At 66.1% G+C, this 20,770-nt stretch carries 18 protein-coding genes and 1 pseudogene; 10 read left to right on the top strand and 9 right to left on the bottom strand.

Going from position 1 to position 20,770, the window contains the following annotated elements:
- Window positions 1-15 precede the first annotated feature (15 nt).
- The 4 genes from CH278_RS16570 to CH278_RS16585 all read right to left on the bottom strand — a co-directional run bounded on the left by CH278_RS16570 (window position 16) and on the right by CH278_RS16585 (window position 2,724).
- Window positions 16-213: a hypothetical protein gene (locus tag CH278_RS16570; protein ID WP_032370750.1), complete on the bottom strand. Its 198-nt coding sequence runs from the start codon at window positions 211-213 to the stop codon at window positions 16-18.
- 3 nt (window positions 214-216) lie between these two features.
- A complete protein-coding gene (locus CH278_RS16575) occupies window positions 217-1,134 on the bottom strand; it encodes an SPFH domain-containing protein (RefSeq protein ID WP_179274440.1) in 918 nt (305 codons plus the stop codon).
- Window positions 1,135-1,232: 98 nt separating this feature from the next.
- Window positions 1,233-1,706 (bottom strand): NUDIX hydrolase, encoded by a 474-nt coding sequence (locus CH278_RS16580; RefSeq protein ID WP_094622401.1) that lies wholly within the window; start codon window positions 1,704-1,706, stop codon window positions 1,233-1,235.
- A gap of 4 nt (window positions 1,707-1,710) precedes the next feature.
- Window positions 1,711-2,724 (bottom strand): iron-siderophore ABC transporter substrate-binding protein, encoded by a 1,014-nt coding sequence (locus CH278_RS16585; protein ID WP_052067034.1) that lies wholly within the window; start codon window positions 2,722-2,724, stop codon window positions 1,711-1,713.
- 373 nt (window positions 2,725-3,097) lie between these two features.
- On the opposite strand from CH278_RS16585, the gene ctaD reads away from it, so the two are divergent.
- From ctaD to yczE, 4 genes and pseudogenes are all read left to right on the top strand, one after another.
- Window positions 3,098-4,888 carry an aa3-type cytochrome oxidase subunit I gene (gene ctaD, locus CH278_RS16590; protein ID WP_027496609.1) on the top strand — a complete coding sequence of 597 codons (1,791 nt, stop codon included), beginning with the start codon at window positions 3,098-3,100 and terminating at the stop codon, window positions 4,886-4,888.
- Between the two features lie 149 nt (window positions 4,889-5,037).
- The gene (serB, locus tag CH278_RS16595; protein WP_027496610.1) at window positions 5,038-6,264 is read left to right on the top strand and encodes a phosphoserine phosphatase SerB; all 1,227 of its coding nucleotides are present in this window, start codon (window positions 5,038-5,040) and stop codon (window positions 6,262-6,264) included.
- Window positions 6,261-7,070, top strand: coding sequence for an aminoacyl-tRNA hydrolase (locus CH278_RS16600; protein WP_094622402.1), 810 nt, complete (start codon window positions 6,261-6,263; stop codon window positions 7,068-7,070). Before serB ends, CH278_RS16600 begins: the two co-directional genes overlap by 4 nt.
- A gap of 76 nt (window positions 7,071-7,146) precedes the next feature.
- Window positions 7,147-7,725, top strand: a pseudogene (gene yczE, locus CH278_RS28300) (membrane protein YczE); the annotation flags it as partial.
- Between the two features lie 11 nt (window positions 7,726-7,736).
- On the opposite strand, the gene glgX reads toward yczE, so the two are convergent.
- Window positions 7,737-9,893 (bottom strand): glycogen debranching protein GlgX, encoded by a 2,157-nt coding sequence (glgX, locus tag CH278_RS16610; RefSeq protein ID WP_094622509.1) that lies wholly within the window; start codon window positions 9,891-9,893, stop codon window positions 7,737-7,739.
- Window positions 9,894-9,954: 61 nt separating this feature from the next.
- Here glgX and CH278_RS16615 point away from each other — a divergent pair, with 61 nt between their 5' ends.
- Genes CH278_RS16615 through CH278_RS16635 form a run of 5 tightly spaced genes read left to right on the top strand, consistent with a single transcriptional unit; the run spans window position 9,955 to window position 14,785 of the window.
- Complete coding sequence (locus CH278_RS16615) at window positions 9,955-10,776, top strand: ABC transporter ATP-binding protein (RefSeq protein ID WP_027496614.1); 822 nt, start codon at window positions 9,955-9,957, stop codon at window positions 10,774-10,776.
- A gap of 47 nt (window positions 10,777-10,823) precedes the next feature.
- Window positions 10,824-11,639 carry an NUDIX hydrolase gene (locus CH278_RS16620; RefSeq protein WP_094622403.1) on the top strand — a complete coding sequence of 272 codons (816 nt, stop codon included), beginning with the start codon at window positions 10,824-10,826 and terminating at the stop codon, window positions 11,637-11,639.
- A gap of 24 nt (window positions 11,640-11,663) precedes the next feature.
- Window positions 11,664-12,443 carry an enoyl-CoA hydratase/isomerase family protein gene (locus tag CH278_RS16625; protein ID WP_094622404.1) on the top strand — a complete coding sequence of 260 codons (780 nt, stop codon included), beginning with the start codon at window positions 11,664-11,666 and terminating at the stop codon, window positions 12,441-12,443.
- 56 nt (window positions 12,444-12,499) lie between these two features.
- Window positions 12,500-13,558, top strand: coding sequence for a class I SAM-dependent methyltransferase (locus tag CH278_RS16630; RefSeq protein ID WP_094622405.1), 1,059 nt, complete (start codon window positions 12,500-12,502; stop codon window positions 13,556-13,558).
- 54 nt (window positions 13,559-13,612) lie between these two features.
- On the top strand, window positions 13,613-14,785 hold the full coding sequence (locus tag CH278_RS16635; protein ID WP_094622406.1) for a THUMP-like domain-containing protein: 1,173 nt from the start codon (window positions 13,613-13,615) through the stop codon (window positions 14,783-14,785).
- Here CH278_RS16635 and CH278_RS16640 read toward each other — a convergent pair.
- Window positions 14,773-16,101, bottom strand: coding sequence for an outer membrane protein assembly factor BamB family protein (locus CH278_RS16640; RefSeq protein ID WP_094622407.1), 1,329 nt, complete (start codon window positions 16,099-16,101; stop codon window positions 14,773-14,775). The two genes, CH278_RS16635 and CH278_RS16640, sit on opposite strands and share 13 nt — an antisense overlap.
- Before the next feature lie 151 nt (window positions 16,102-16,252).
- On the opposite strand from CH278_RS16640, the gene CH278_RS16645 reads away from it, so the two are divergent.
- The gene (locus CH278_RS16645; protein WP_027496620.1) at window positions 16,253-17,014 is read left to right on the top strand and encodes an acyltransferase; all 762 of its coding nucleotides are present in this window, start codon (window positions 16,253-16,255) and stop codon (window positions 17,012-17,014) included.
- Between the two features lie 52 nt (window positions 17,015-17,066).
- Here CH278_RS16645 and CH278_RS16650 read toward each other — a convergent pair whose 3' ends face one another.
- The 3 genes from CH278_RS16650 to CH278_RS16660 are packed head-to-tail and all read right to left on the bottom strand — an operon-like array spanning window position 17,067 to window position 20,689.
- A complete protein-coding gene (locus CH278_RS16650; protein ID WP_094622408.1) occupies window positions 17,067-18,314 on the bottom strand; it encodes a glycosyltransferase family 4 protein in 1,248 nt (415 codons plus the stop codon).
- On the bottom strand, window positions 18,315-19,826 hold the full coding sequence (locus tag CH278_RS16655; protein WP_094622511.1) for a 1,4-alpha-glucan branching protein domain-containing protein: 1,512 nt from the start codon (window positions 19,824-19,826) through the stop codon (window positions 18,315-18,317).
- Window positions 19,827-19,849: 23 nt separating this feature from the next.
- On the bottom strand, window positions 19,850-20,689 hold the full coding sequence (locus tag CH278_RS16660) for a class I SAM-dependent methyltransferase (RefSeq protein WP_094622409.1): 840 nt from the start codon (window positions 20,687-20,689) through the stop codon (window positions 19,850-19,852).
- Window positions 20,690-20,770 lie beyond the last annotated feature (81 nt).

Raw genomic sequence — 20,770 nt, forward strand, 5'->3', positions numbered from 1 at the left:
CTCGCGCCGGGCCGCTCACTCCTTCGGTGGGCGGCCCGGCGCGCGAATGTCTCTGGCCTCCTTCGGCATTCGGCCCTGCTCGCTCAGTGCTCGACGCAGTAGGAACTCGATCTGAGCGTTGGTGCTTCGAAGCTCGTCGGAGGCCCACCGGGCAAGAGCGTCGTGCACCGCTGGGTCCAGCCGAAGCAGAATTTTCTTACGCTCGACGGCCATGGCTCACTGGTACAGCGATCCGGTGTTGACGACGGGCTGGGTATCGCGATCGCTGCACAACACCACGAGCAGGTTCGACACCATCGCCGCTTTCCGCTCCTCGTCGAGTTCCACGACGTGCTTCTCCTCGAGCTTCGAGAGTGCCATCTCCACCATTCCCACCGCACCTTCGACGATCTGCTGACGCGCCGCGATGACAGCTCCGGCCTGCTGGCGTCGCAGCATGGCCTGCGCGATCTCCGGAGCATAGGCAAGACGGTTGATGCGGGTCTCGATCACCTCGACGCCTGCCGATCTCACCCGCGCGTGTACCTCCTCCGACATGGCGGCGGTGATCTCGTCGGCGTTCTCGCGCAACGACATTCGTCCTTCGGCGTCGTACGGGTAGCTACCGGCGATATGCCGAACGGCAGATTCGGTCTGAACGGCCACGAACTCCTCGTAGTCGTCGACCTGGAACGACGCCAGGGCGGTATCGGCAACCTGCCAGACGACGATGGCGGAGATCTCGATCGGATTGCCGTCGGCGTCGTTGACCTTCGACTGGCCGGTCTCGTGGTTGCGGATGCGCGTCGAGATGGCCCTGCGGTACGTCAACGGATTGGTCCAGCGTAGCCCCGGTGTGCGCAGCGTTCCGCTGTACGAACTGCCGAGTAGCTGCAGAACACGAGCTTGATTCGGTTGCACCAGAGTCAATCCCATGAGTGCCGGCAACGACAGCACGAACAGCGCGACTCCGACGGCCATGAGCGCCACGACGGAGAAGACGAGTCCGAGAACGAACGTGGCGATTCCGCCGAGGAACAACACGAGACCGATGCCGAGCATCGACCAGCCGGGTAGATCCCAGCCGGTGCGCTCGGCGATGGTGGTGTTCGGAGTACCCGTCGGCTTCTCGGCGACGGTAGTGGGTACGGACATCGGAACCTCCCTCTCGTGAGTGATACTAAAGTGATATCACATTATCGACCGAGTGGGGGACGGTTCGATGGAGCTGCGGTCTCGGGGCGGTGGGGGAGTCAGCGTCGGAACCACGCCGACGGGTCGTCGGCGATGGCCTTCTCGATCCGCAATCGTGACGTGGCCGTGAGGTTTTCGGGTAGGCCATCGAGCTCGAACCAGGCCACATCGAGGTTCTCGTCGTCGGCGACATGAGGAATGCCGCCGGTGTAGCGAGCGAGGAACGTGATGTCCAGATACTGCGCGACGTCGCCGTTGGGGTACGTGATGGGCTCCGTCACGTCGACGCTCGTCAGGCGCACGATCGTGGCGTCCACACCGGTCTCCTCACCGATCTCACGCAGCGCGGCGGGTGCAGGTTCCTCGCCGGGTTCGAGGATTCCGGACACCACGGCCCAGGTGTTGTTGTCTGCCCGCAGAGTCAGCAGCACGCGCCGATCGTCGTCGAGAACGACTGCGCTGACGCCGGACAGCCACAGCGGGGACGTGCCGACGACGCTGCGCAGCGCCTGAACGAAGTCCGGGATAGGCATCGCGTCAGGACACGTAGGCGTTCAGAGAAGCGGACAGGTCGGCCAGAACGGCCCGCGCCGCGACGACCCCGCTGCCCGACCAGACCGTGTCGTTCACCGCGAACACCCGCCCGTCGGTGACCGAGCCGAGAGCGTGCCACGCGTCGCCGTCCATCACCTCACGGCCGAAGGTCTCGCCGTCCGGACCCGCGAATCGCACGTAGACGATGTCGCCCTCGACGGGCTCCAGGTTGCCGGGCTCGACCGAGAAACCGGTGTCACGCTGATTCTGTGGCCGTGCCACGCCGACCTCGGCGAGCACCTGGCCGGCGAACGAATCCTGGCCGTCGACCTCGACGGAATCGGCATCGAATCGGATGACCGACGCCTGCGTCTGGGTTGCATCGATCTCGCGACCGACGCGTTCGGCATCCGCGGAGAACGACGCGAGCTGGTCGAATCCTGCCTGGCCTCGACCCAAGGCGGCTGCGGACTGCAGAAAAGTGTCTTTCCATCCCTGTCCGGTCGCGGTGAACACGGTCGGCGCGATGGCAGTCAGCGAATCGTAGGTATCGGATCCGAGAGAATCGGCCCCCAGGATCAGGTCCGGGGCGAGGGCGGCGATCGCATCGAGGTCGGGGGCACCGACCGGGCCGACCGACGGAACCGACGCCAGGCCGGTACCCAGGTACAGCGGCTGGTCTCCGTCTCCCCGGAAGTCGGGGTCGAGCGTGGCCGCGCCGACGACGCGTTCCCAGATCCCGACCGCGCAGCTGGCGTCGAGGCCTGCAGCGTCGAGGACGACGATGCGCTGTGGATCGGCCGGGATGGCACTGATGCCCTCGGCGTGCCCGACGGGGCGCGTATCGCCCTCGACTCCAGTCGGGTCGAGTGGGGCAAGTGCGGGACACAGTCCGACGGTGTCCCGGTTGTTACCGACCACCCCCGCTCCGGCAATGTTCGTCGTACTGCGAACGATGGTGGATGCGTCGTCCTCGGTCGCGGAGTCGGAGCATCCGGTCAACGCCACGGCTGCCATCAGACAGACAGCGGCCGCCGTGCCCGTGGTGTGTGGCGAAAACCGGCGGGGGAGTCGTGGTCGAAGTGGCAACGCGGAACTTCTTTCTGCGGGTCGGGTGGTCTCACACAGTAACGGAAATCGCCTCGCGCAGAGCACTGCCGCGGACCCTTCTCGGCCATCTGCTCGCACGGTGTTCCGGGGTGTGTCGGAGGGCTCGTAAAGGCCGACGGCGCAGGCAGATCGCACCCCGAACCATGGTTCGATCGAATCCAATACGACACACGGTAGGACCGGTTCGGCAAGCGTCGGTCCGACGGTCTACGATTCGAGTAGCGCACGACTAGTGACGTCGCCTCGTGATTCGGGGTCGGACGCGCAATCAGGAGGATCTGTGACTGCCCTAGCGCCTAGGCCCGCTCCCGCGGTGGATGCTGCTCGGCCTTTCCCGCCGCGGATGGGACCGAAGGGTTCGTTCATCCACAAGGCGGTGACCACAACCGATCCCAAGGTTCTCGGGATCATGTACATCGCGACGTCGTTCGCCTTCTTCCTCGTCGGTGGACTGATGGCGCTGTTGATGCGCGCCGAGTTGGCCGTGCCGGGGATGCAGTTCCTGTCCAACGAGCAGTACAACCAGCTGTTCACGATGCACGGCACCATCATGTTGCTGCTGTACGCAACGCCGATCGTGTTCGGCTTTGCCAACTACATTCTTCCGCTGCAGATCGGTGCGCCGGACGTGGCGTTCCCGCGTCTCAACGCGTTCTCCTACTGGCTGTACCTGTTCGGTGCGCTGATCACCACGGCCGGCTTCATCACCCCGGGTGGCGCAGCCGACTTCGGATGGACGGCGTACACGCCGCTCACCTCTGCTCTGCACTCGCCCGGTGTCGGTGCCGACCTGTGGATCATGGGCCTCGCCGTCGCCGGTCTGGGAACCATCCTCGGTGGCGTCAACATGATCACCACGGTGATCTGCCTCCGCGCCCCCGGTATGACGATGTTCCGGATGCCCATCTTCACCTGGAACATCCTGGTCACGTCGATTCTGATCCTGCTGGCGTTCCCGCTGCTGACCGCCGCACTGCTCGGCCTTGCCGCCGACCGCCACCTGGGCGCGCATCTCTTCGACCCGGCAACGGGCGGAGTGCTGCTGTGGCAGCACCTGTTCTGGTTCTTTGGGCACCCCGAGGTCTACATCATCGCGTTGCCGTTCTTCGGAATCGTGTCCGAGGTGTTCCCGGTGTTCTCCCGCAAGCCGATCTTCGGTTACTCGGGTCTGATCTACGCGACGATCGCCATCGCTGCACTGTCGATCGCCGTGTGGGCCCACCACATGTACGCCACCGGCGCGGTACTGCTGCCGTTCTTCTCGTTCATGACATTCCTCATCGCTGTTCCGACCGGTGTGAAGATCTTCAACTGGGTCGGCACGATGTGGCGCGGACAGGTCACGCTCGAAACGCCCATGCTGTTCTCGATCGGCTTCCTGATCACGTTCGTGTTCGGCGGACTGACCGGTGTGCTGTTGGCTTCGCCTCCCATCGACTTCCAGGTCACCGACACGTACTTCGTCGTCGCCCACTTCCACTACGTGGTGTTCGGCACCGTGGTGTTCGCGACCTACGCAGGAATCTACTTCTGGTTCCCGAAGATGACGGGCCGGATGATGGACGAGGCTCTGGGCAAGTGGCACTTCTGGCTGACGTTCTTCGGATTCCATGCGACGTTCCTGGTGCAGCACTGGCTCGGTAACGAAGGCATGCCGCGTCGCTACGCCGACTACCTGCCGTCCGACGGCTTCACCGAACTGAACATCATCTCGACCATCGGTGCGTTCATCCTCGGTGCCTCGACGCTGCCGTTCGTCTGGAACGTGTTCAAGTCGTACCGATACGGTGAGGTCGTCACCGTCGACGATCCGTGGGGTTACGGAAACTCGTTGGAGTGGGCCACCTCGTGCCCGCCCCCGAGGCACAACTTCACCGAGCTGCCCCGGATTCGTTCCGAGCGTCCGGCGTTCGAGCTGCACTACCCGCACATGGTCGAGCGGATGCGGTCCGAAGCGCACGTCGGTCCTGGTGCTCACGGTGGCAAGACCACCGCGGTACTCGAACAGGCCCGCCGGGCTCCGATCGCCACCAGCGATCACGAAGGTTCGGGCGACCCGGATCCCCGGTAGTCCACAGCACAGCGAGAGCCCCTCCCGGCTACCGGGCGGGGCTCTTCGCTTGCGACAATCTTTCCTGCGCGTCCGGCCCGTTCGGCGGCAGTCGCGGGACACGAGCAGGGCACACCAGTAATGGGGGGACAGTGCGAAAGGGAGATTCGGTGAGATCGAGCGACACTGCGGTGTTGGTAACGGTGACGGGACCCGACAAACCAGGTGTCACATCGGTGCTGTTCGCGGCCCTGTCGCGGCACGACGTCAGCCTGCTCGACGTGGAGCAGGTGGTCATCCGCAACAGGCTGACCCTCGGGGTGTTGCTGACCTGTCCACGCGATCCCGAGGCGCTCCAGGAAGAACTCGAAGACGCGATGGCCACCGTGGGCGTCCATGTCGATGTCGAAATCGACGCGGCACAGAACGGTGGACGCACGCTGGCCACGCATGTCGTCGTCGTGCTCGGCCGTCCGGTCACCGCGCGAGCGTTCAGCACCATCTCGAGGGAATTGGCCCGGCAGGGGACCAATATCGATTCCATCCGTGGGATCGCGGACTACCCGGTGACGGGCCTCGAACTTCAGGTCACCGCCACCGACACCTCGCCTGAGGCAGACCTCCAGCTACGCACCGGCCTCGCCGCGATCGCAGCGGGAATCGGCGTCGACATCGCAGTGGAACGAGCTGGCATCGCACGGAGGTCGAAACGACTCATCGTGTTCGACGTGGACTCGACGTTGGTCCAGGGCGAGGTCATCGAGATGCTTGCCGCCCGGGCCGGGCGCGAAGACGAGGTACGTGCCGTCACCGAGGCTGCGATGCGCGGGGAGATCGACTTCGCCGAGTCGTTGGAACAGCGTGTCGCCGCGCTGGCCGGCCTCGACGCATCCGTCATCGACGACGTCGCCGACAGCTTGGAGCTGACGGCAGGGGCTCGAACGACCATTCGGACGCTTCGGCGTCTCGGATTCGCCTGCGGTGTCGTATCGGGTGGATTCCGCCAGGTGATCGAGGGATTGGCTCACGAACTCGAACTCGACTATGTGAAGGCCAACACACTCGAGATCGTCGACGGGAAGTTGACCGGTCGCGTCATCGGCGACGTCGTCGACCGTGCTGCGAAGGCGACCGCACTGCGGGAGTTCGCCGCCCAAGCCGGAGTGCCGATGGAGCAGACGGTCGCGGTCGGCGACGGTGCCAACGACATCGACATGCTCACCGCGGCCGGGCTCGGCGTTGCGTTCAACGCCAAGCCCGCGCTACGCGAAATCGCCGATACTGCGATCTCACACCCGTACTTGGACGCCGTCCTGTTCATTCTCGGGGTCACCCGAAACGAGATCGAAGCCGCGGATGCCGTCGACGGGGGAGTCCGCCGCGTCCCGATCCCATGACCGACGCCCCCGCCGTCGGCGACTCCGTCGATCGGGACCGTGCCGGGTCGACGTCCGATACGGCTGAACCCGAGCAGTTCTCGGACGCCAACACGTTCGCCTCGCGTCACGCCGAATTGGCCCGCGGCTACGGCGGTGCCGAGGATCCCGAGGACCCGTCGGAGGTTCTGGCGATGCCCATGGTGCTGCACATACCCAAGGCCGATCCGCCGGTGCGCAACGACCTACTCGAAGCCGCCGCCCGCGCCGTCGTGGCGCTGTGCCTCGACCCACGGGTCGGTGTCGACGCCTCGTGGCACGAGCCTTTCGTCGCGTGGACCTCGGCGCGGATCAGGAAGGTGGCCCGCCGTGCCCGCGGCGCGCAATGGACTGCGGCGCAGGAAGTCCCGGGTGTCACGGTCGAAGTCGGGAACGCTTCGGCCCGTGCTTTCGTGCCGGGCCGCGTCGGCGATCTGGATCCGCGCATCAAGCGTCTTCAGATCGGCGGCACCGACGTACCGGCCGAAGAAGAGTCACCGCCGAGCGCCGGTCCGGTGCTGTGGATCGACGCGTCCCTGTCGATGACGGTGGGCAAGGCCGCGGCGCAGGTGGGTCATGCGTCGATGTTGCTGGCCGGTGCGATGAGCCTCGACGACTGTCGAGCCTGGGCCGATTCCGGTTTCGCCTGTTCGGTTCGATCGGCGGATCCGGAGCAGTGGGCGCACGCGCTGGACGAGGTCCGCGCGGGTCGCGCCGTCGCAGTCCGAGATGCTGGTTTCACCGAAGTGGCTCCCGGTTCGACGACCGTGATCGCTGTCCGGACGTAACGCAGCATCGGCCGGGGGGTCCACTGTCGCGCAACTGGCTATCGAACGAGGTATCCAGTGGCCGGACACTGACACCATGCCTTTCTCACCGCTACGCGTCGCCGGCCGTCGTCTCCCGTCTCGCCTGACGGCGCTCTACGTCGGCCTGTGGCTGTACGGCGCGTCCATGTCGCTGATGATCGCCGGTGGGCTCGGCGTCAACCCCTGGGATGTGTTCCACCAAGGTCTGTCGCGGCACCTGTCGCTCAGCTTCGGAACCATCACTGCCATCACCGGCGTGGCGGTGCTCCTGATGTGGATACCGCTGCGGCAGCGTCCGGGTTTGGGGACCGTGAGCAACGTGATCGTCATCGCTGTCGCCGTGGATACGACGTCGGCGATCCTGCCCCATCTGGACGGGCCGATCGTTCGGATACTGGCGATGGTGTCGGGCATCGTCGTCAATGCCTTCGCCACGGCGCTCTACATCGGTGCGGGAATGGGCCCGGGCCCCCGGGACGGTTTGATGACCGGGTTGGTGGCGCGCACCGGATGGTCGATTCGCCTCACTCGCACGGGAATCGAACTGACAGTGGTACTCACCGGCTGGCTGCTCGGCGGAACTCTCGGTGTGGGTACGGTGCTCTACGCGCTCGGGGTAGGACCGCTCGTGCAGCTGTTCATGACTCACCTACCGGCGCTGCGGAACACGAGAACGGTCGAGCCGGTCACCGAAATCTTCGAACCTGCCTCCAGTGCAGTGGTATCGGGTGGGACGCCGTCCACGCGAGAGGAATCGAGGACGGGCACGAATCGAGACGACGACCAACTGGGGCAGGCCAGCGTGATCTCGGCGGGACCGCCGGAATGCAAGATCAGCAACGAACTCGCGTCGTCCACCTGCCCGCCGTCGGAGGCGTAGGAACGCACGTCGGACCCGTCGACCCAGGCGGAGATCGTGCGCACCGAATCGTCGTTCCATCTGTCGTGATCGAATTCGATTCCGGCGGAATCGAACCAGACGAGGTCCGGTCGACCGGTCGGCGTCGCCCGGCCGGTGAAGAACTCCTGCTGACGCAGTGTCGGGGCGCTCGCACGTACGCGCAGCAGGCGCGCCACGAATCGAATCATGTTCTGATCCGCGCTGTCCCAGTCGACTGCCCAGGCGTCGGATGCCGGTGCATCGTGAGATACGCAGTACGCGTTGTTGTTTCCGCCCTGGCTGTGGCCGAGTTCGTCACCTGCGAGCAGCATCGGTGTTCCGGTCGACAGCGTCAGGGTGGCAAGCAGAGCACGGACGTGTCGCCCACGGTCGTCGAGGACGGAGGGATCGTCGGTCGGACCCTCGACGCCGTAGTTGACCGAGGAGTTGTTGTCGGTGCCGTCTCTGTTCTCTTCGCCGTTGGCTTCGTTGTGCTTTCGTTCGTACGAGACCAGATCGTGTGCGGTGAATCCGTCGTGTGCGGTGACGAAATTGATCGACGCCCACGGCAGTCGACCGCTGCCGGCATAGAGGTCCTCGGAACCGGCTAGGCGGGAAGCCAATTCGCGCACTCCGTGATGGCCGGCCCAGAATCCTCGCACGGTATCTCGGTAGCGGTCGTTCCACTCGGACCACATGACCCCGAAGTTGCCCACCTGATATCCGGCACCGGTCGCATCCCAGGGTTCGGCGATCAACTTGACGCCCGACAGCACCGGATCGGTACCGATCGCCGTCAACAGCGGTGCACGAGAATCGAATCGCCAACCGCCCGGTCGGCCGAGCGTACTGGCCAGGTCGAATCGGAATCCGTCCACGCCCATGTCCTGCACCCAGTACCGCAGGCTGTCGCACACCATGCGGACCACGGCGGGAGACGCCGAATCGAGTGTGTTGCCGCAACCGGTCAGGTCGACGTCGGATCCGCGACCGTCGAGCAGGTAGTACCCCGGCGCGTCGAGACCCCGCCAACTGATCGACGGCCCGTCGACCGCGGATTCGCACGTGTGGTTGTAGACCACGTCGAGGATCACTTCGATCCCTGCGCTGTGCAACGCGTCGACCATCGTCCGGAACTCGTCCACTTCGTTGCCTCGTACGGCGGCGAAACGCGGATCGGGAGCGAAATACGCGCCCGTGGAGTAGCCCCAATGGTTTCGCATCCCTCGAGCGCGTACCCCGGGTTCGGTGAACGTGGTGTGGACCGGCAGCAATTCGACCGACGTGATGCCCGTTCGAGCCAGGTGTTCGAGTACGGCCGGTTGCGCGAGCCCGAGGTAGGTGCCACGGAGGTGTTCGGGTACGCCGTTGTGGCGCGCGGTGAACGACCCGACGTGCAATTCGTAGAGCACGGTTCTGTCCCAGGGAACGGCAGGCCTCACCGGCCGGTCGCCGTTGTCCGACGGTCCGCGGACGACGCCGAGCGGGAGGTGGCCGAGGGAATCGCGACTGCTGGGGGCTCCGAACGGGTCGTCCTCGTAGGCCAACAGGGCCGCGGGATCCCCGAAGTCACCGGACACCTGGCGGGCGGACGGGTCGAGCAGGATCTTGGCCCCGTTGAATCGTCGGCCCGAGTGGGGATCCCAGGTGCCGTGCGCGCGAAAGCCGTACCGCACGCCTGGCCCGACGTCAGGGACGAAGGCATGTCTGATGCCGAAAGTCCGGTTGGTCAACTCCACGCGCCGCTCGCCGCCGTCCGGGTCGATCAGACATACCTCGACGCCATCCGCACCGGGAGCGTGGACTGCGAATTGCGTACCAGTGGGATGTGCAGTGGCACCCAGAGGGAACGGCTGCCCGGGCGGGTTCACGCGAGTGACCCCGTCGACGGGACGGCGGGAGGTGCGAGGTACATCGTCAATGGGCGACACGCGTGCACATCCTGCCGTGTCTGCGCGGGGAGTGTGCGGGAGGATAGGAGCCGTGTCTGAACCGGATCCCGACCTGCTCGTAGATTTCACCGATGTCGTAGTCCGCCGAGGTGGCGTGACGTTGGTGGGTCCCGTCACCTGGAAGGTGGAACTGGACGAACGGTGGGTCGTGCTCGGGCCCAACGGTGCAGGTAAGACGTCGCTGCTCCGTATCGCTGCCGCCGAGATCCATCCCACGTCCGGTGTCGCTCACGTCCTCGGTGAGGTGATGGGCAGAACCGATGTCTCGGAACTGCGTCCTCGAATCGGCTTGTCGTCGTCCTCGTTGGCGCACCGAATCCCTGCCGACGAACTGGTCTCCGATCTGGTCGTGTCCGCCGGCTACTCCGTGTTGGGGCGCTGGCGGGAGAAGTACGACGCGATCGACACCGAACGGGCCGTCGAGATGCTTGAGAGCCTCGGGGCCGAACATCTGGCGACGCGGACCTACGGCACCCTGTCGGAGGGTGAGCGCAAGCGTGTACTGATCGCCCGTGCCCTGATGACCGACCCCGAACTGCTGTTGCTGGACGAGCCCGCTGCCGGCCTCGATCTCGGTGGCCGCGAGGAACTGGTAGCCCGGTTGGCCGATCTGGCCGCCGACCCCGACGCTCCCGCGACCGTGCTGATCACCCACCACGTGGAAGAAATCCCGCCCGGCTTCAGCCACGCACTACTCCTCAAGGAGGGCGGCGTGGTTGCGCAAGGCCTGGTCGACGACGTCATCACGGCGGAGAACCTGACCGAGGCATTCAGCCAGTCGATCACCCTCGATCGCGTCGACGGTCGCTACTTCGCGCGGCGCACGCGCGCTGCCGGGGCGCACCGCCGCTAGAGCGGACCCCGTGCCCGGGCGCACCGGCTCAGCGGTACGTTGCGGAGATGAGCTCGAGCACCGCCGCGGATCCCGTTCCAGCACGTGATGCGTCGACCGTCATCCTGATCCGTGACGGCCGATCTCAACCCGGCATCGAGGTGTTCCTTCTCGAACGCGTCGGCGGGATGGCGTTCGCGGGCGGCATGACGGTATTTCCCGGTGGCGGCGTGGATCCGTCGGATGCGGCCGCGGACATCGAGTGGGCAGGTCCGCCGCCGTCGTGGTGGGCCGACCGGTTCGGCACCGACGAGTGGAAGGCGCAGGCGCTGGTGTGCGCAGCGGCACGCGAGACGTTCGAGGAGTGCGGCGTGTTGTTGGCCGGTCCGACGGCGGATTCGGTGGTCGCCGACACCGCCCCGTTCTCTGCGGAACGCGGTCGACTGGAACGCCGGGAGCTGTCGTTCGCCCAGTTTCTCACCGACCACGATCTGGTTCTGCGAGCAGATCTGCTGCGGCCGTGGTCGCACTGGATCACCCCGATCGGTGAATCCCGACGGTACGACACGAGGTTCTTCGTTGCCGTGCTCCCCGAGGGTCAGAACGCCGACGGTGAGACCAGCGAGGCCGCGTCGGTGAGCTGGCGTTCGGCCGAGGACGCGTTGACGGACTGGCGTTCGGGGACCACCGTCCTGCTGCCACCGACGTGGAGCCAGCTCGATGCGCTCGGCCGATTCGACACGGTGGCCGACGTTCTCGATCACGAGCAGACGATCGCGGCGGTCCTGCCCGTCCTGACCCGGGAGAACGGCACCGTCCGAGTGGAGTTCGACGGCGAGGACGCGTACTACGCGGGCACGGTCCATCCCTGGTCGGATCGCTGAACTCGGGCGCGGTAGCCTTCGGCCATGGCTGAGTTCGTGACTCTCGACGTATCCGACGGTATCGGCACCATTCGCTTGGATCGCCCACCGATGAACGCGCTCAATCGTCAGGTGCAGGAGGAGATCCGGGCTGCGGCACGCGAGGCCACCGTGAACTCCGACGTCAGAGCGGTCATCGTCTACGGCGGCGAAAAGGTGTTCGCGGCCGGTGCCGACATCAAGGAAATGGCGGCAATGTCCGTCATCGAGATGACCGATATCGCGGCGGAACTGCAGTCCGCCCTCGGCTCGCTCAGCACGATTCCCAAACCGGTCGTGGCCGCAGTGACCGGATACGCACTGGGCGGTGGACTCGAGGTCGCGCTCGGCGCGGACCGACGCATCGCCGGAGACAATGCCAAGCTCGGCGTTCCCGAGGTGCTGCTCGGAGTCATTCCCGGGGGCGGCGGCACGCAGCGCCTGGCCCGTCTGATCGGGCCCAGTCGCGCCAAGGACATGGTCTTCACCGGCCGTTTCGTCGGAGCCGAGGAGGCCCTGCGCATCGGTTTGGTGGACGAGGTGGTTGCGCCGGACGAGGTGTACAACGCGGCACGCGCATGGGCGGGGCAGTTCACGACCGGAGCGTCACGCGCTCTGGCTGCGGCCAAGGCGTCCATAGATCAGGGGTTGGACGTCGACCTGACCAACGGACTGCGCGTCGAGGCACAGCAGTTCGCGGCTCTGTTCGCCACCGAGGACCGCACCGTCGGGATGGAATCCTTCATCGCGAACGGACCGGGAAAGGCCGCTTTCACCGGGCGTTGAGCATCGAGGTCGGTGGACGAACTTGTTCCATGGCTACCGGATAGTAGGCTCGCCTCATGACTGCAAGCCCCCACGACGGTGCGAATCGACCGACTGCTTCTGTGACGCCTCTCGTCTCGGCCGAGGCGCGAGACCGCGAGGTCGATCCGGCACCGAATCCGCACGCCACGGCCGAGCAGGTCGAGGCAGCGCGGTCGGACACCAAACTGGCGCAGGTGCTCTACCACGACTGGGAAGCCGAGACCTACGACGACAAGTGGTCGATCTCCTACGACGAGCGCTGCATCGATTACGCCCGAGGCAGGTTCGATCAGGCGGTGTCCGGTGACGCGTCGGCTCGAGCGGATCTGCCGTACGGTCGTGCGCTCGAATTGGGTTGTGGCACAGGTTTCTTCTTGCTCAACCTGATGCAGGCCGGGATTGCCGACAAGGGCTCGGTCACCGACCTCTCACCCGGAATGGTCAAGGTCGCGCTGCGCAACGCCGAGCACCTCGGACTCGATGTGGACGGCCGGGTGGCCGACGCAGAAACGATTCCGTACGACGACGACACCTTCGACCTGGTGGTCGGTCACGCCGTGCTCCACCACATCCCGGACGTCGAGCAGTCTCTTCGAGAAGTTCTGCGCGTTCTCAAGCCCGGTGGACGCTTCGTCTTCGCAGGCGAGCCGACCACGGTGGGCAACTTCTACGCTCGCTGGCTGGGCCGTATCACCTGGGAAGCGACCACTCGTGCCACCAAGCTGCCGTTCCTGGCGGACTGGCGCAAACCACAGGAAGAACTCGACGAGTCCTCGCGAGCTGCAGCACTCGAGGCCGTCGTGGACCTGCACACGTTCGATCCGACCGACCTCGAGAACATCGCGTTGTCGGCAGGTGCCGAGGCCGTTCAGGCGAACACCGAAGAATTCGCTGCCGCTCTGCTCGGGTGGCCGGTGCGCACGTTCGAGGCTGCCGTTCCGGCAGGCAAGCTCGGCTGGAACTGGGCCAAGTTCGCGTTCAACGGGTGGAAGACGTTGAGCTGGGTCGACGAGAAGGTCTTGCAGCACGTGGTACCGCGAGGCATGTTCTACAACGTGATGATCACCGGAACCAAGCCCGCGCCCCGCGCTTGAATCGTTCCACCACCGTCGGCCGTACGGCCGACGCTGCATCGATCGGTCCCAACCGTGGGCTATGACTTCACCGGCACCGACCTCGACTTTCTGCGAAGCGAGGCCGGTGCCGAGGCACTCGGTGCAGTCGACCGACTCGAGCTCGATGCGCGAACTTCGCTGCGCGATATCGCCTCGGTACGTGCCCGCTACCCCGAGCACGTTGCGGCCCTCGTCGAGACGGTGACGGTGCGGCGGAAAGCACGGGCGAAGCTGCTGGGGTCCGACGGCTGGCTCGTCACCGACGACGCGGTGCAGCAGGCGACGCCGACGACCGTCGCCCGCAGGCGCGCGGACCGCCTGGCCGGACGGCGGGTGCACGATGTCACCTGTTCCATCGGCAGCGAGCTGGCGGCGTTGGTCGACACGACCGAACTTGCGGTGGGAAGTGACCTGGACCCGATTCGGGTGCGCATGGCTGCCCACAACGTGCCCTCCGCGACGGTGCTGCGCGCCGACGCACTGACCCCGACGACACGGGGGACCGTGATCGTGGCCGATCCCGGACGACGCGTCGGTGGTCGTCGACGGCACGATCCCGCGGCGCTCGAACCTCCGTTGCCGGATCTCCTCGACGCGTATCGGGGGCGAGATCTGGTCGTCAAATGCGCTCCCGGGCTGGATTTCGATGCCCTCGATTGGCCCGGTGAGATCGAGGTGGTCTCCCTCGACGGGGGAGTACGCGAGGCGTGCCTATGGTCGGAAGGTCTCGGCGACAGCGGAATTCGGCGTCGTGCCGCGGTCCTGCGATCCGACGGAAGTGCGCTCGAGATCACCGACGCCGAGTCGGACGAGATTCCCGTTCGGCCGCCCGGTGAATACATCGTGGATCCGGACGGTGCGGTCGTGCGGGCCGGACTGGTGCGGCACTACGGTGCCAAATTCGGCCTCTGGCAATTGGATCCGAGGATCGCGTACCTGACGGGCGACGCCGTACCAGTCGGAGTGCGTGGTTTCCGAATCCTCGAACAGTCGAAATTCTCGGAGAAAGTGCTTCGGCAGCAACTGAATCGACTGGGGTGTGGCGCGGTGGAGATCCTGGTGCGCGGAGTCGATGTGGATCCCGCGTTGCTCAGGCCCAAACTCAAGCTGCGGGGCCGGGTCTCGCTGTCGGTCGTCATCACTCGCATCGAGCGCTCGGCCGTGGCGTTCGTCTGCGAGCCGGGCGCGGTCCGTCAGCCGGTGTAGGTGAAGATCTCGCCCAGGTAGCTCGCCGTGACGACCTGCCCGTCGGGACCGATGGACGTGCCCACGGTGGTGCCGACGACATCGGGTAGGGGCTGCGAATCGATGCTGTCGCCCGTCGCCGCGTCGAACGTGAGCAGAGCCAGTCCGTCGCCGTCGCGAACGACGGTGTGTCCGCGCCCGTCCGCGGATTGTGCTGCTGCCCCGGCTTGTTCGACGTCGTCGCGAACCCACACGCGCTCGGCCGAGTCGCCGTTGTCTCGAAGTCCCATCAGGGTGCCGTCGCCGCCGGCCGGGACGATGGTGCCGTCCGAGGCGATCGATGGACTGCCTCCGATTCCGAGTCCCGTGCCCTCGGTCCACTTCTGTTTTCCGTCCGAGGTGTCGAATGCGGTCAGTCGCCCGTCGACGTCGGCGATGTAGACCGTCGATCCGTCCTCGGAGAGCACCGGGCTCGATGCGACGCCGGCAGGGAGGAGGTCCGAGGACCACCGTTCGACGAGGCCAGGTGCGCCGTCGCGGGAGTACTGCAGCGAGACGAGTTGCGGCGCAATCGAACCCGGTCGCCACAGGGTCAGGTAGATGGCGTCGCTGTCGCGGTCCACCGCGGGCGCGGCAGGCACAGCGCATTCGGATTCACCCGCACTGCACTGGGCGAGTCCGGTGTCCATCGGCTCGAAGTCCGCATCGGGGTCGGTCAAGAAGTCCGGGGCCGGAACGAGATCGAGAATGGGTACTCGCAGTTGGCCGTTCTGGGAATCGAGGACACTGACCTGACCCATCTGGGTGATCGACAGCACGCTGCCGTCGCCCAAGAACTGGGCGGATTTCGGAACACCGTATACCGGTGTACGCCAACGTAATTGCCCGTGATCGTTGTACGAGTTCAGCCCGCCTTCGTCGCCGATGTAGACGTTGATCGCAGAATCGACGGTGGGGGTGGCGGTCACCACGGAAGGGCCGATCCGGTTGCACCAGCGTTTGCGGGCGGACTCGATCTCGAACGAGAACAGATTGCAACCCGATTCGGTTGCGGCAGTGACGAACAGCTGACCGTTCGAGCCGATCGATACCGGTGATGTCACGGTGCCGCCGGTGGGTCGAGTCCAGTCCAGCGTCAGTGGAGCACCGACCGATACGTCCGTCGAGCCACTGTTGCGGAGGTTCGCGTGCGCCGCGGGCCAGGAGTCGGGCGAGAGCGGTTCGATGGCAGCAGGTTCCGTGCTGCACCCGGCGAGGGTCAACAGGACCGTCGCAGCCACTGCAGTCAGACCCTTGCCTGCTCCGGACGTCGAACCTGCACCGAACCCGACACGCATTCGAGCACTCCCCATGATGTCCGTTGTGCCCTTTCGATCGGCGGTCGCTCGGCCTGCTGCGCCGATGCCCGGGCATCGGTCGAGAGACAACACTAGCCCGCTGACGGGTGCCGGCAGAGAGCGGGCGAGCGAGAAACTAGGGTGAACGTCCATGACGAGTATGTGGAACGCGCCGCTGCGAACACGCTGGCGCGGGTCGAGACGACGCGACAGCGAGCAGGCGCGGTTTCTCACGCGGGCGTCCCTCGACTGGGTGCTCGCCAACAAGGCCTACACCCCCTGGTACCTGGTTCGGTACTACCGTCTGGCCAAGTTCAAGCTCGCGAACCCGCACGTGATCCTGCGGGGCATGGTCTTCCTCGGCAAGAACGTCGAGATTCACTCCACCCCTGAACTGTCTCGCCTCGAGATCGGTCGGTGGGTCCACATCGGCGACGGCAATGCCATCCGGTGCCACGAGGGTTCGCTCCGCATCGGAGACAAAGTGGTGTTCGGCAAGGACAACGTCGTCAACACCTACCTCGACATCGAGATCGGCGCGTCGACGCTCGTCGCCGACTGGTGCTACATCTGCGATTTCGACCACCGGATGGACGACGTGAACATGCCCATCAAGGACCAGGGCATCGTCAAGGGCCCGGTACGAATCGGACCCGACACCTGGATCGCCGCCAAGGTGACGATCCTGCGGGAAACCAGAATCGGGCGAGGCTGCGTCCTCGGTGCCCATGCCGTCGTCAAGGGTGAGATTCCGGACTACAGCATCGCCGTCGGTGCCCCGGCCAAAGTCGTCCGCAATCGCAAGACGGCCTGGGAGGCCGGCGCAGCCGAGCGAGCGAAGTACATCGCGGCACTCGAAGACATCGCGCGCAAGAAGGCTCTCGGTCAGGCCGAGGCGGCGCGGGAGAGCTGAGACCCATGTGAGTGGAACCTCGTAGTGGACTACGAGGTTCCACTCACATGGGTCAGCTGCGATCGGGCAGGGCGCGTTCGACGATGTGCGGGCGACCCAGCGGATGGCGAACCTTGCGCTTGGCTTCGAGGTACACCCGAGCCGTCGACTCCGCGACGTGCTTCCAGTCGAAGTCGACGGTGAGACGTTCCCGAGCGGCGACGGCTCTCTCCTGCGCCGCATCGGCGTTGTCCAACACCCGCCGCACCGCCGCCGTCAGCGCGGCCACATCACCCGGAGGGAAGGACAGCCCGGTGACGCCGTCGACGATCGCCTCACCGAGTCCGCCGGCCGTCGATGCCACCAACGGAATGCCTGCTGCCGCGGCCTCGAGGGCGATGATGCCGAAGGGTTCGTACCGGCTGGGAAGGACGATGGCGTCGGCGCCGTGCAGCCATCCGAGCAGATCGGAGTGGTTCAGGTTGCCGAGGAACGACACCGACCTGGCGACGCGGTGGGTGCGTGCCAGGCCTGCCAGCCACCCGAACTGAGTGCCTTCGCCGGCGATGTGCAGCGTGGTGCCGGGGTGACTTCGTCTGACGCGTGGCAGAGCGGCTATGGCGTCCTGGATGCCCTTCTCGTATTCCAGACGACCGACGAAGAGCAATTTCGCGGGCTCGGAGCGGGGCTGTCGGCGTCGGAAACTCCACGCGGATCCGTCGATGCCGTTGTGAATGACCGAGACCGCCGACTCGGCGACGTCGAACAGGGCTGTGACCTCGTCCTTCATCGACGCCGAGCACGCGATGATCGCGTCGGAATCGTTCGCGAGCCACCATTCGATCGAATGGACCTGGCGGTTGACGGTGCCCGAGATCCAGCCGCTGTGCCGTCCGGCCTCGGTGGCATGGATGGTCGAGACCAGCGGCACGTCGTAGAACTCGGCCATTGCGATGGCCGGGTGCGCGACCAGCCAGTCGTGGGCGTGGACGACATCGGGCTGCCAGCCGTCGCCGAGGCCGGGTTTACCGAGGGCGACCCCTGCCCGCACCATCGCGTGCCCCATCGCCAGAGTCCACGCGAGCATGTCCTCTCCGAACACGAAGTGCGCCGGATCCTCGGCGACGGCGACCACCAGTACGCCGTCCTCGATGTGGTGGGAGGTGGGATGGGTGGACGCGTCGGTGCCGGTCGGTCGACGCGAGAGGACGACGACCTCGTGCCCGCAGCGCACCAGCTCGGTCGCCAGGTGATGAACGTGGCGACCCAGCCCGCCGACCACCACGGGTGGGTACTCCCACGACACCATCAGAACTCTCATCTACGCCCCCCCTGGGCCTTCTCGGCGTGCACCGGGCAGTCTGCGTGCGTCCAGCGCCGCGAACAGTCCGTCTGCGTGATTCCATTGCCGCGCCAATTCTTCGGCTCGGGCCGGGTGCTGCTGCGCGGCAGCGATTTCACGTAGCGCATGTGCGTGGACGTGAGCTCGCTCTCGGGCGTATCCGGCCGCGGAGTCCTTGCTGACCATGAACGCCCAGTCGCTGGCCACGGCCATGAGTGTCTCACGCAGAATCTGATCGTCGACTCGATTGCGCAGTTCGGGGCCACCCGCCCGGCTTCGGACGGCACGGGAGGCGTCGACGGCATCGAGCGCGGTCCGGGACACCTCGGCGTTGAGTTTCACCAGGTCGGCGACGTCGTCGCCTGCCCACACGCGCCAGTCCTTGCCCGATCCCCAGGAAGAATCCTGCAGTTCGAGTGGGGCTCCGACGTATCCCCGTTCCCGGGCATCGTTCAACGTTCCGACGGTGACTCCCGCGGCGGGCAGGGCGCGCATCAACTTTTCGAGCCACTGTGGCCCCTCGTGCCACCAGTGTCCGAACAGTTCGGTGTCGAACGCGGCCACCACCACGGCATCGCGGCCGATCCGCTCGGATTCGGAGATCAAGCGCCGACGCACCACGTCGACGAAGTCGGCGACGTGACGATCCACTGCTGCCGCGGCACGCTCGGGTTCGTAGGGAGCCTTGTCGTTCGAGTCGACGGTGCGACCGGTGACCCGGGCCGGTTTGAGTCCGGTCGCGTGGTCGTAGGTGTGGAAATCCCGGTAGGCACCGTGGCCCGGGTAGCCGGACTTCGGTGACCAGACGCGGTAGCTGACCGGGAGATCGCGCCCGAACGCGACGACGTCCGAATCCCACACGGGCCGGCCGAGGGAGGTGTCGCCCCGCATGGCGGGGCCGTCGACCATGAAGTGCGAGACGCCTGCGGCCGCGTATTCGGTTTCCATACCGGGGGTGAATCCGCATTCCGGTGCCCAGATGCCGCGGGGAAAGGTGCCCCATCGGGCGGCGGCGTCGCGTAGGCCCTCGCTCAGGGAGAACCGCCGCAGTCTTTCGTCGAGCAACGGTTGGAACGGGTGCGCGAGCGGCCCACCCAGCAGTTCGACGATGCCCGTGTCGATCAGCGGACGAAGTACTGCCGAGCCGCCGTGTCGCCATCGCGTCTCGAAGCGGTCCAGAGCCGCGGCGGATGCCCGGTGTTCACGTATCGAGAGCGCGGGGTCGGTTGCCTCGTGCGCGCGTAGCTGCCAGTTTCCGAGCCAATGGTGCATGCCGGCCAGGCAATGCGGATCGTCGAGCTGGGCCGCGAGTACCGGGGTGACGCCGAGCGAGAGGACGTCGGTGTAACCGTCGTCGGCCAGCCGTTCCAGTGCCGCGGTCAGCGGGAGGTAGCAGTCGGCCCAGGACTGGTACAGCCATTCCTCGCCGACGGGCCACCGGCCGTGATTGGCCAACCAGGGCAGGTGGGAGTGCAGCACGAGGGAGAACATGCCCGGCACGGTGGCACCGGATGTCACCCGATCACCGCAGCCGAGCTCTTTCGGGCGACGGCGACCAGGTCGAGGCTGTCGTCGATTCGGTCGGGCGCGATGTCGAAGTCGGCGATGGTGATCGCGGCGACGTCCTCGGCGAGTTCGGCAGGCCAGGGTTCACCGGCGAGTGCTCGTTCGATCTGCGCGTCGATGAAGGATCCGCCGTGTTTGGCGTCGAGGGCGGCCAGCGTGCTGCCGTGCCGGACTCCGGTGAGTTCGGTGACCTCGAGGCGGGCGGCGACGAGCAACTCGGTCAGTTCTGCCGCGTCGAGTTCGCGGGTGTGGAAGGGGTTGAGGGGAGTGTCGCGTCCGGGCGAGAAGGTGATGCGGTTCGGTGTGCTGATCAGCAGCGTGCCGCCGGGCTCGAGGACGCGGTGCACTTCGGCCAGGAACGCTCCTTGATCCCAGAGGTGTTCGATGACCTGGAAGTTGACGACGACGCCGACCGAGGAATCCGCGAACGGAAGGCGGTCGAGATTGCCGCGCACCATCGTCACCGCGGGGTAGCGCGCGTGGACGTGCGTCGCGGCCGAGACGTCGTAGTCGAGGCCGACGACGCAGGCCGCAACCTCGGCAATCATGTTGGCTCCGTAGCCTTCTCCCGATCCGGCTTCGAGCACCGTGCGGTCGCGGCACCGCTCTGCGAGGGCGCGGTAGACCACCTCGTGACGGCGGAACCAGTAGTTCTCCTCGGCGATGCCGGGCACAGTTCGCTCGCCGGTGAGGGGGAGTGGTTCCGGTGCCGGTGTCCGAGCCGATGAATCGTTCACCGACGGAAGGTTAGTGCCTCCGGCGATGAGGTAAGCCAACGTGGTCTCCATAACAGTCGGGGTGCGGATGTATGGTCGATCGGGCAGGGAGGTAAGTTACCCACCAGTAACTACGGTGGGGTAACCTCGTAG

Source organism: Rhodococcus sp. 05-2254-5 (assembly GCF_002258575.1).
In the GTDB taxonomy this organism is placed as follows: Bacteria; Actinomycetota; Actinomycetes; order Mycobacteriales; family Mycobacteriaceae; genus Rhodococcoides; species Rhodococcoides fascians.

What these genes read in the sequence shown, in the direction of transcription:
- CH278_RS16600 (WP_094622402.1), top strand. Translation starts at nt 6,261, where the DNA reads ATGACCGACGCCCCCGCCGTCGGCGACTCCGTCGATCGGGACCGTGCC.
- CH278_RS16655 (WP_094622511.1), bottom strand. Translation starts at nt 19,826, where the DNA reads ATGTTCTCCCTCGTGCTGCACTCCCACCTGCCCTGGTTGGCCAATCAC.
- CH278_RS16575 (WP_179274440.1), bottom strand. Translation starts at nt 1,134, where the DNA reads ATGTCCGTACCCACTACCGTCGCCGAGAAGCCGACGGGTACTCCGAAC.
- CH278_RS16640 (WP_094622407.1), bottom strand. Translation starts at nt 16,101, where the DNA reads ATGCGTGTCGGGTTCGGTGCAGGTTCGACGTCCGGAGCAGGCAAGGGT.
- CH278_RS16620 (WP_094622403.1), top strand. Translation starts at nt 10,824, where the DNA reads ATGAGCTCGAGCACCGCCGCGGATCCCGTTCCAGCACGTGATGCGTCG.
- CH278_RS16625 (WP_094622404.1), top strand. Translation starts at nt 11,664, where the DNA reads ATGGCTGAGTTCGTGACTCTCGACGTATCCGACGGTATCGGCACCATT.
- CH278_RS16660 (WP_094622409.1), bottom strand. Translation starts at nt 20,689, where the DNA reads ATGGAGACCACGTTGGCTTACCTCATCGCCGGAGGCACTAACCTTCCG.
- CH278_RS16580 (WP_094622401.1), bottom strand. Translation starts at nt 1,706, where the DNA reads ATGCCTATCCCGGACTTCGTTCAGGCGCTGCGCAGCGTCGTCGGCACG.
- CH278_RS16645 (WP_027496620.1), top strand. Translation starts at nt 16,253, where the DNA reads ATGACGAGTATGTGGAACGCGCCGCTGCGAACACGCTGGCGCGGGTCG.
- CH278_RS16650 (WP_094622408.1), bottom strand. Translation starts at nt 18,314, where the DNA reads ATGAGAGTTCTGATGGTGTCGTGGGAGTACCCACCCGTGGTGGTCGGC.
- CH278_RS16630 (WP_094622405.1), top strand. Translation starts at nt 12,500, where the DNA reads ATGACTGCAAGCCCCCACGACGGTGCGAATCGACCGACTGCTTCTGTG.
- CH278_RS16585 (WP_052067034.1), bottom strand. Translation starts at nt 2,724, where the DNA reads ATGGCAGCCGTGGCGTTGACCGGATGCTCCGACTCCGCGACCGAGGAC.
- CH278_RS16570 (WP_032370750.1), bottom strand. Translation starts at nt 213, where the DNA reads ATGGCCGTCGAGCGTAAGAAAATTCTGCTTCGGCTGGACCCAGCGGTG.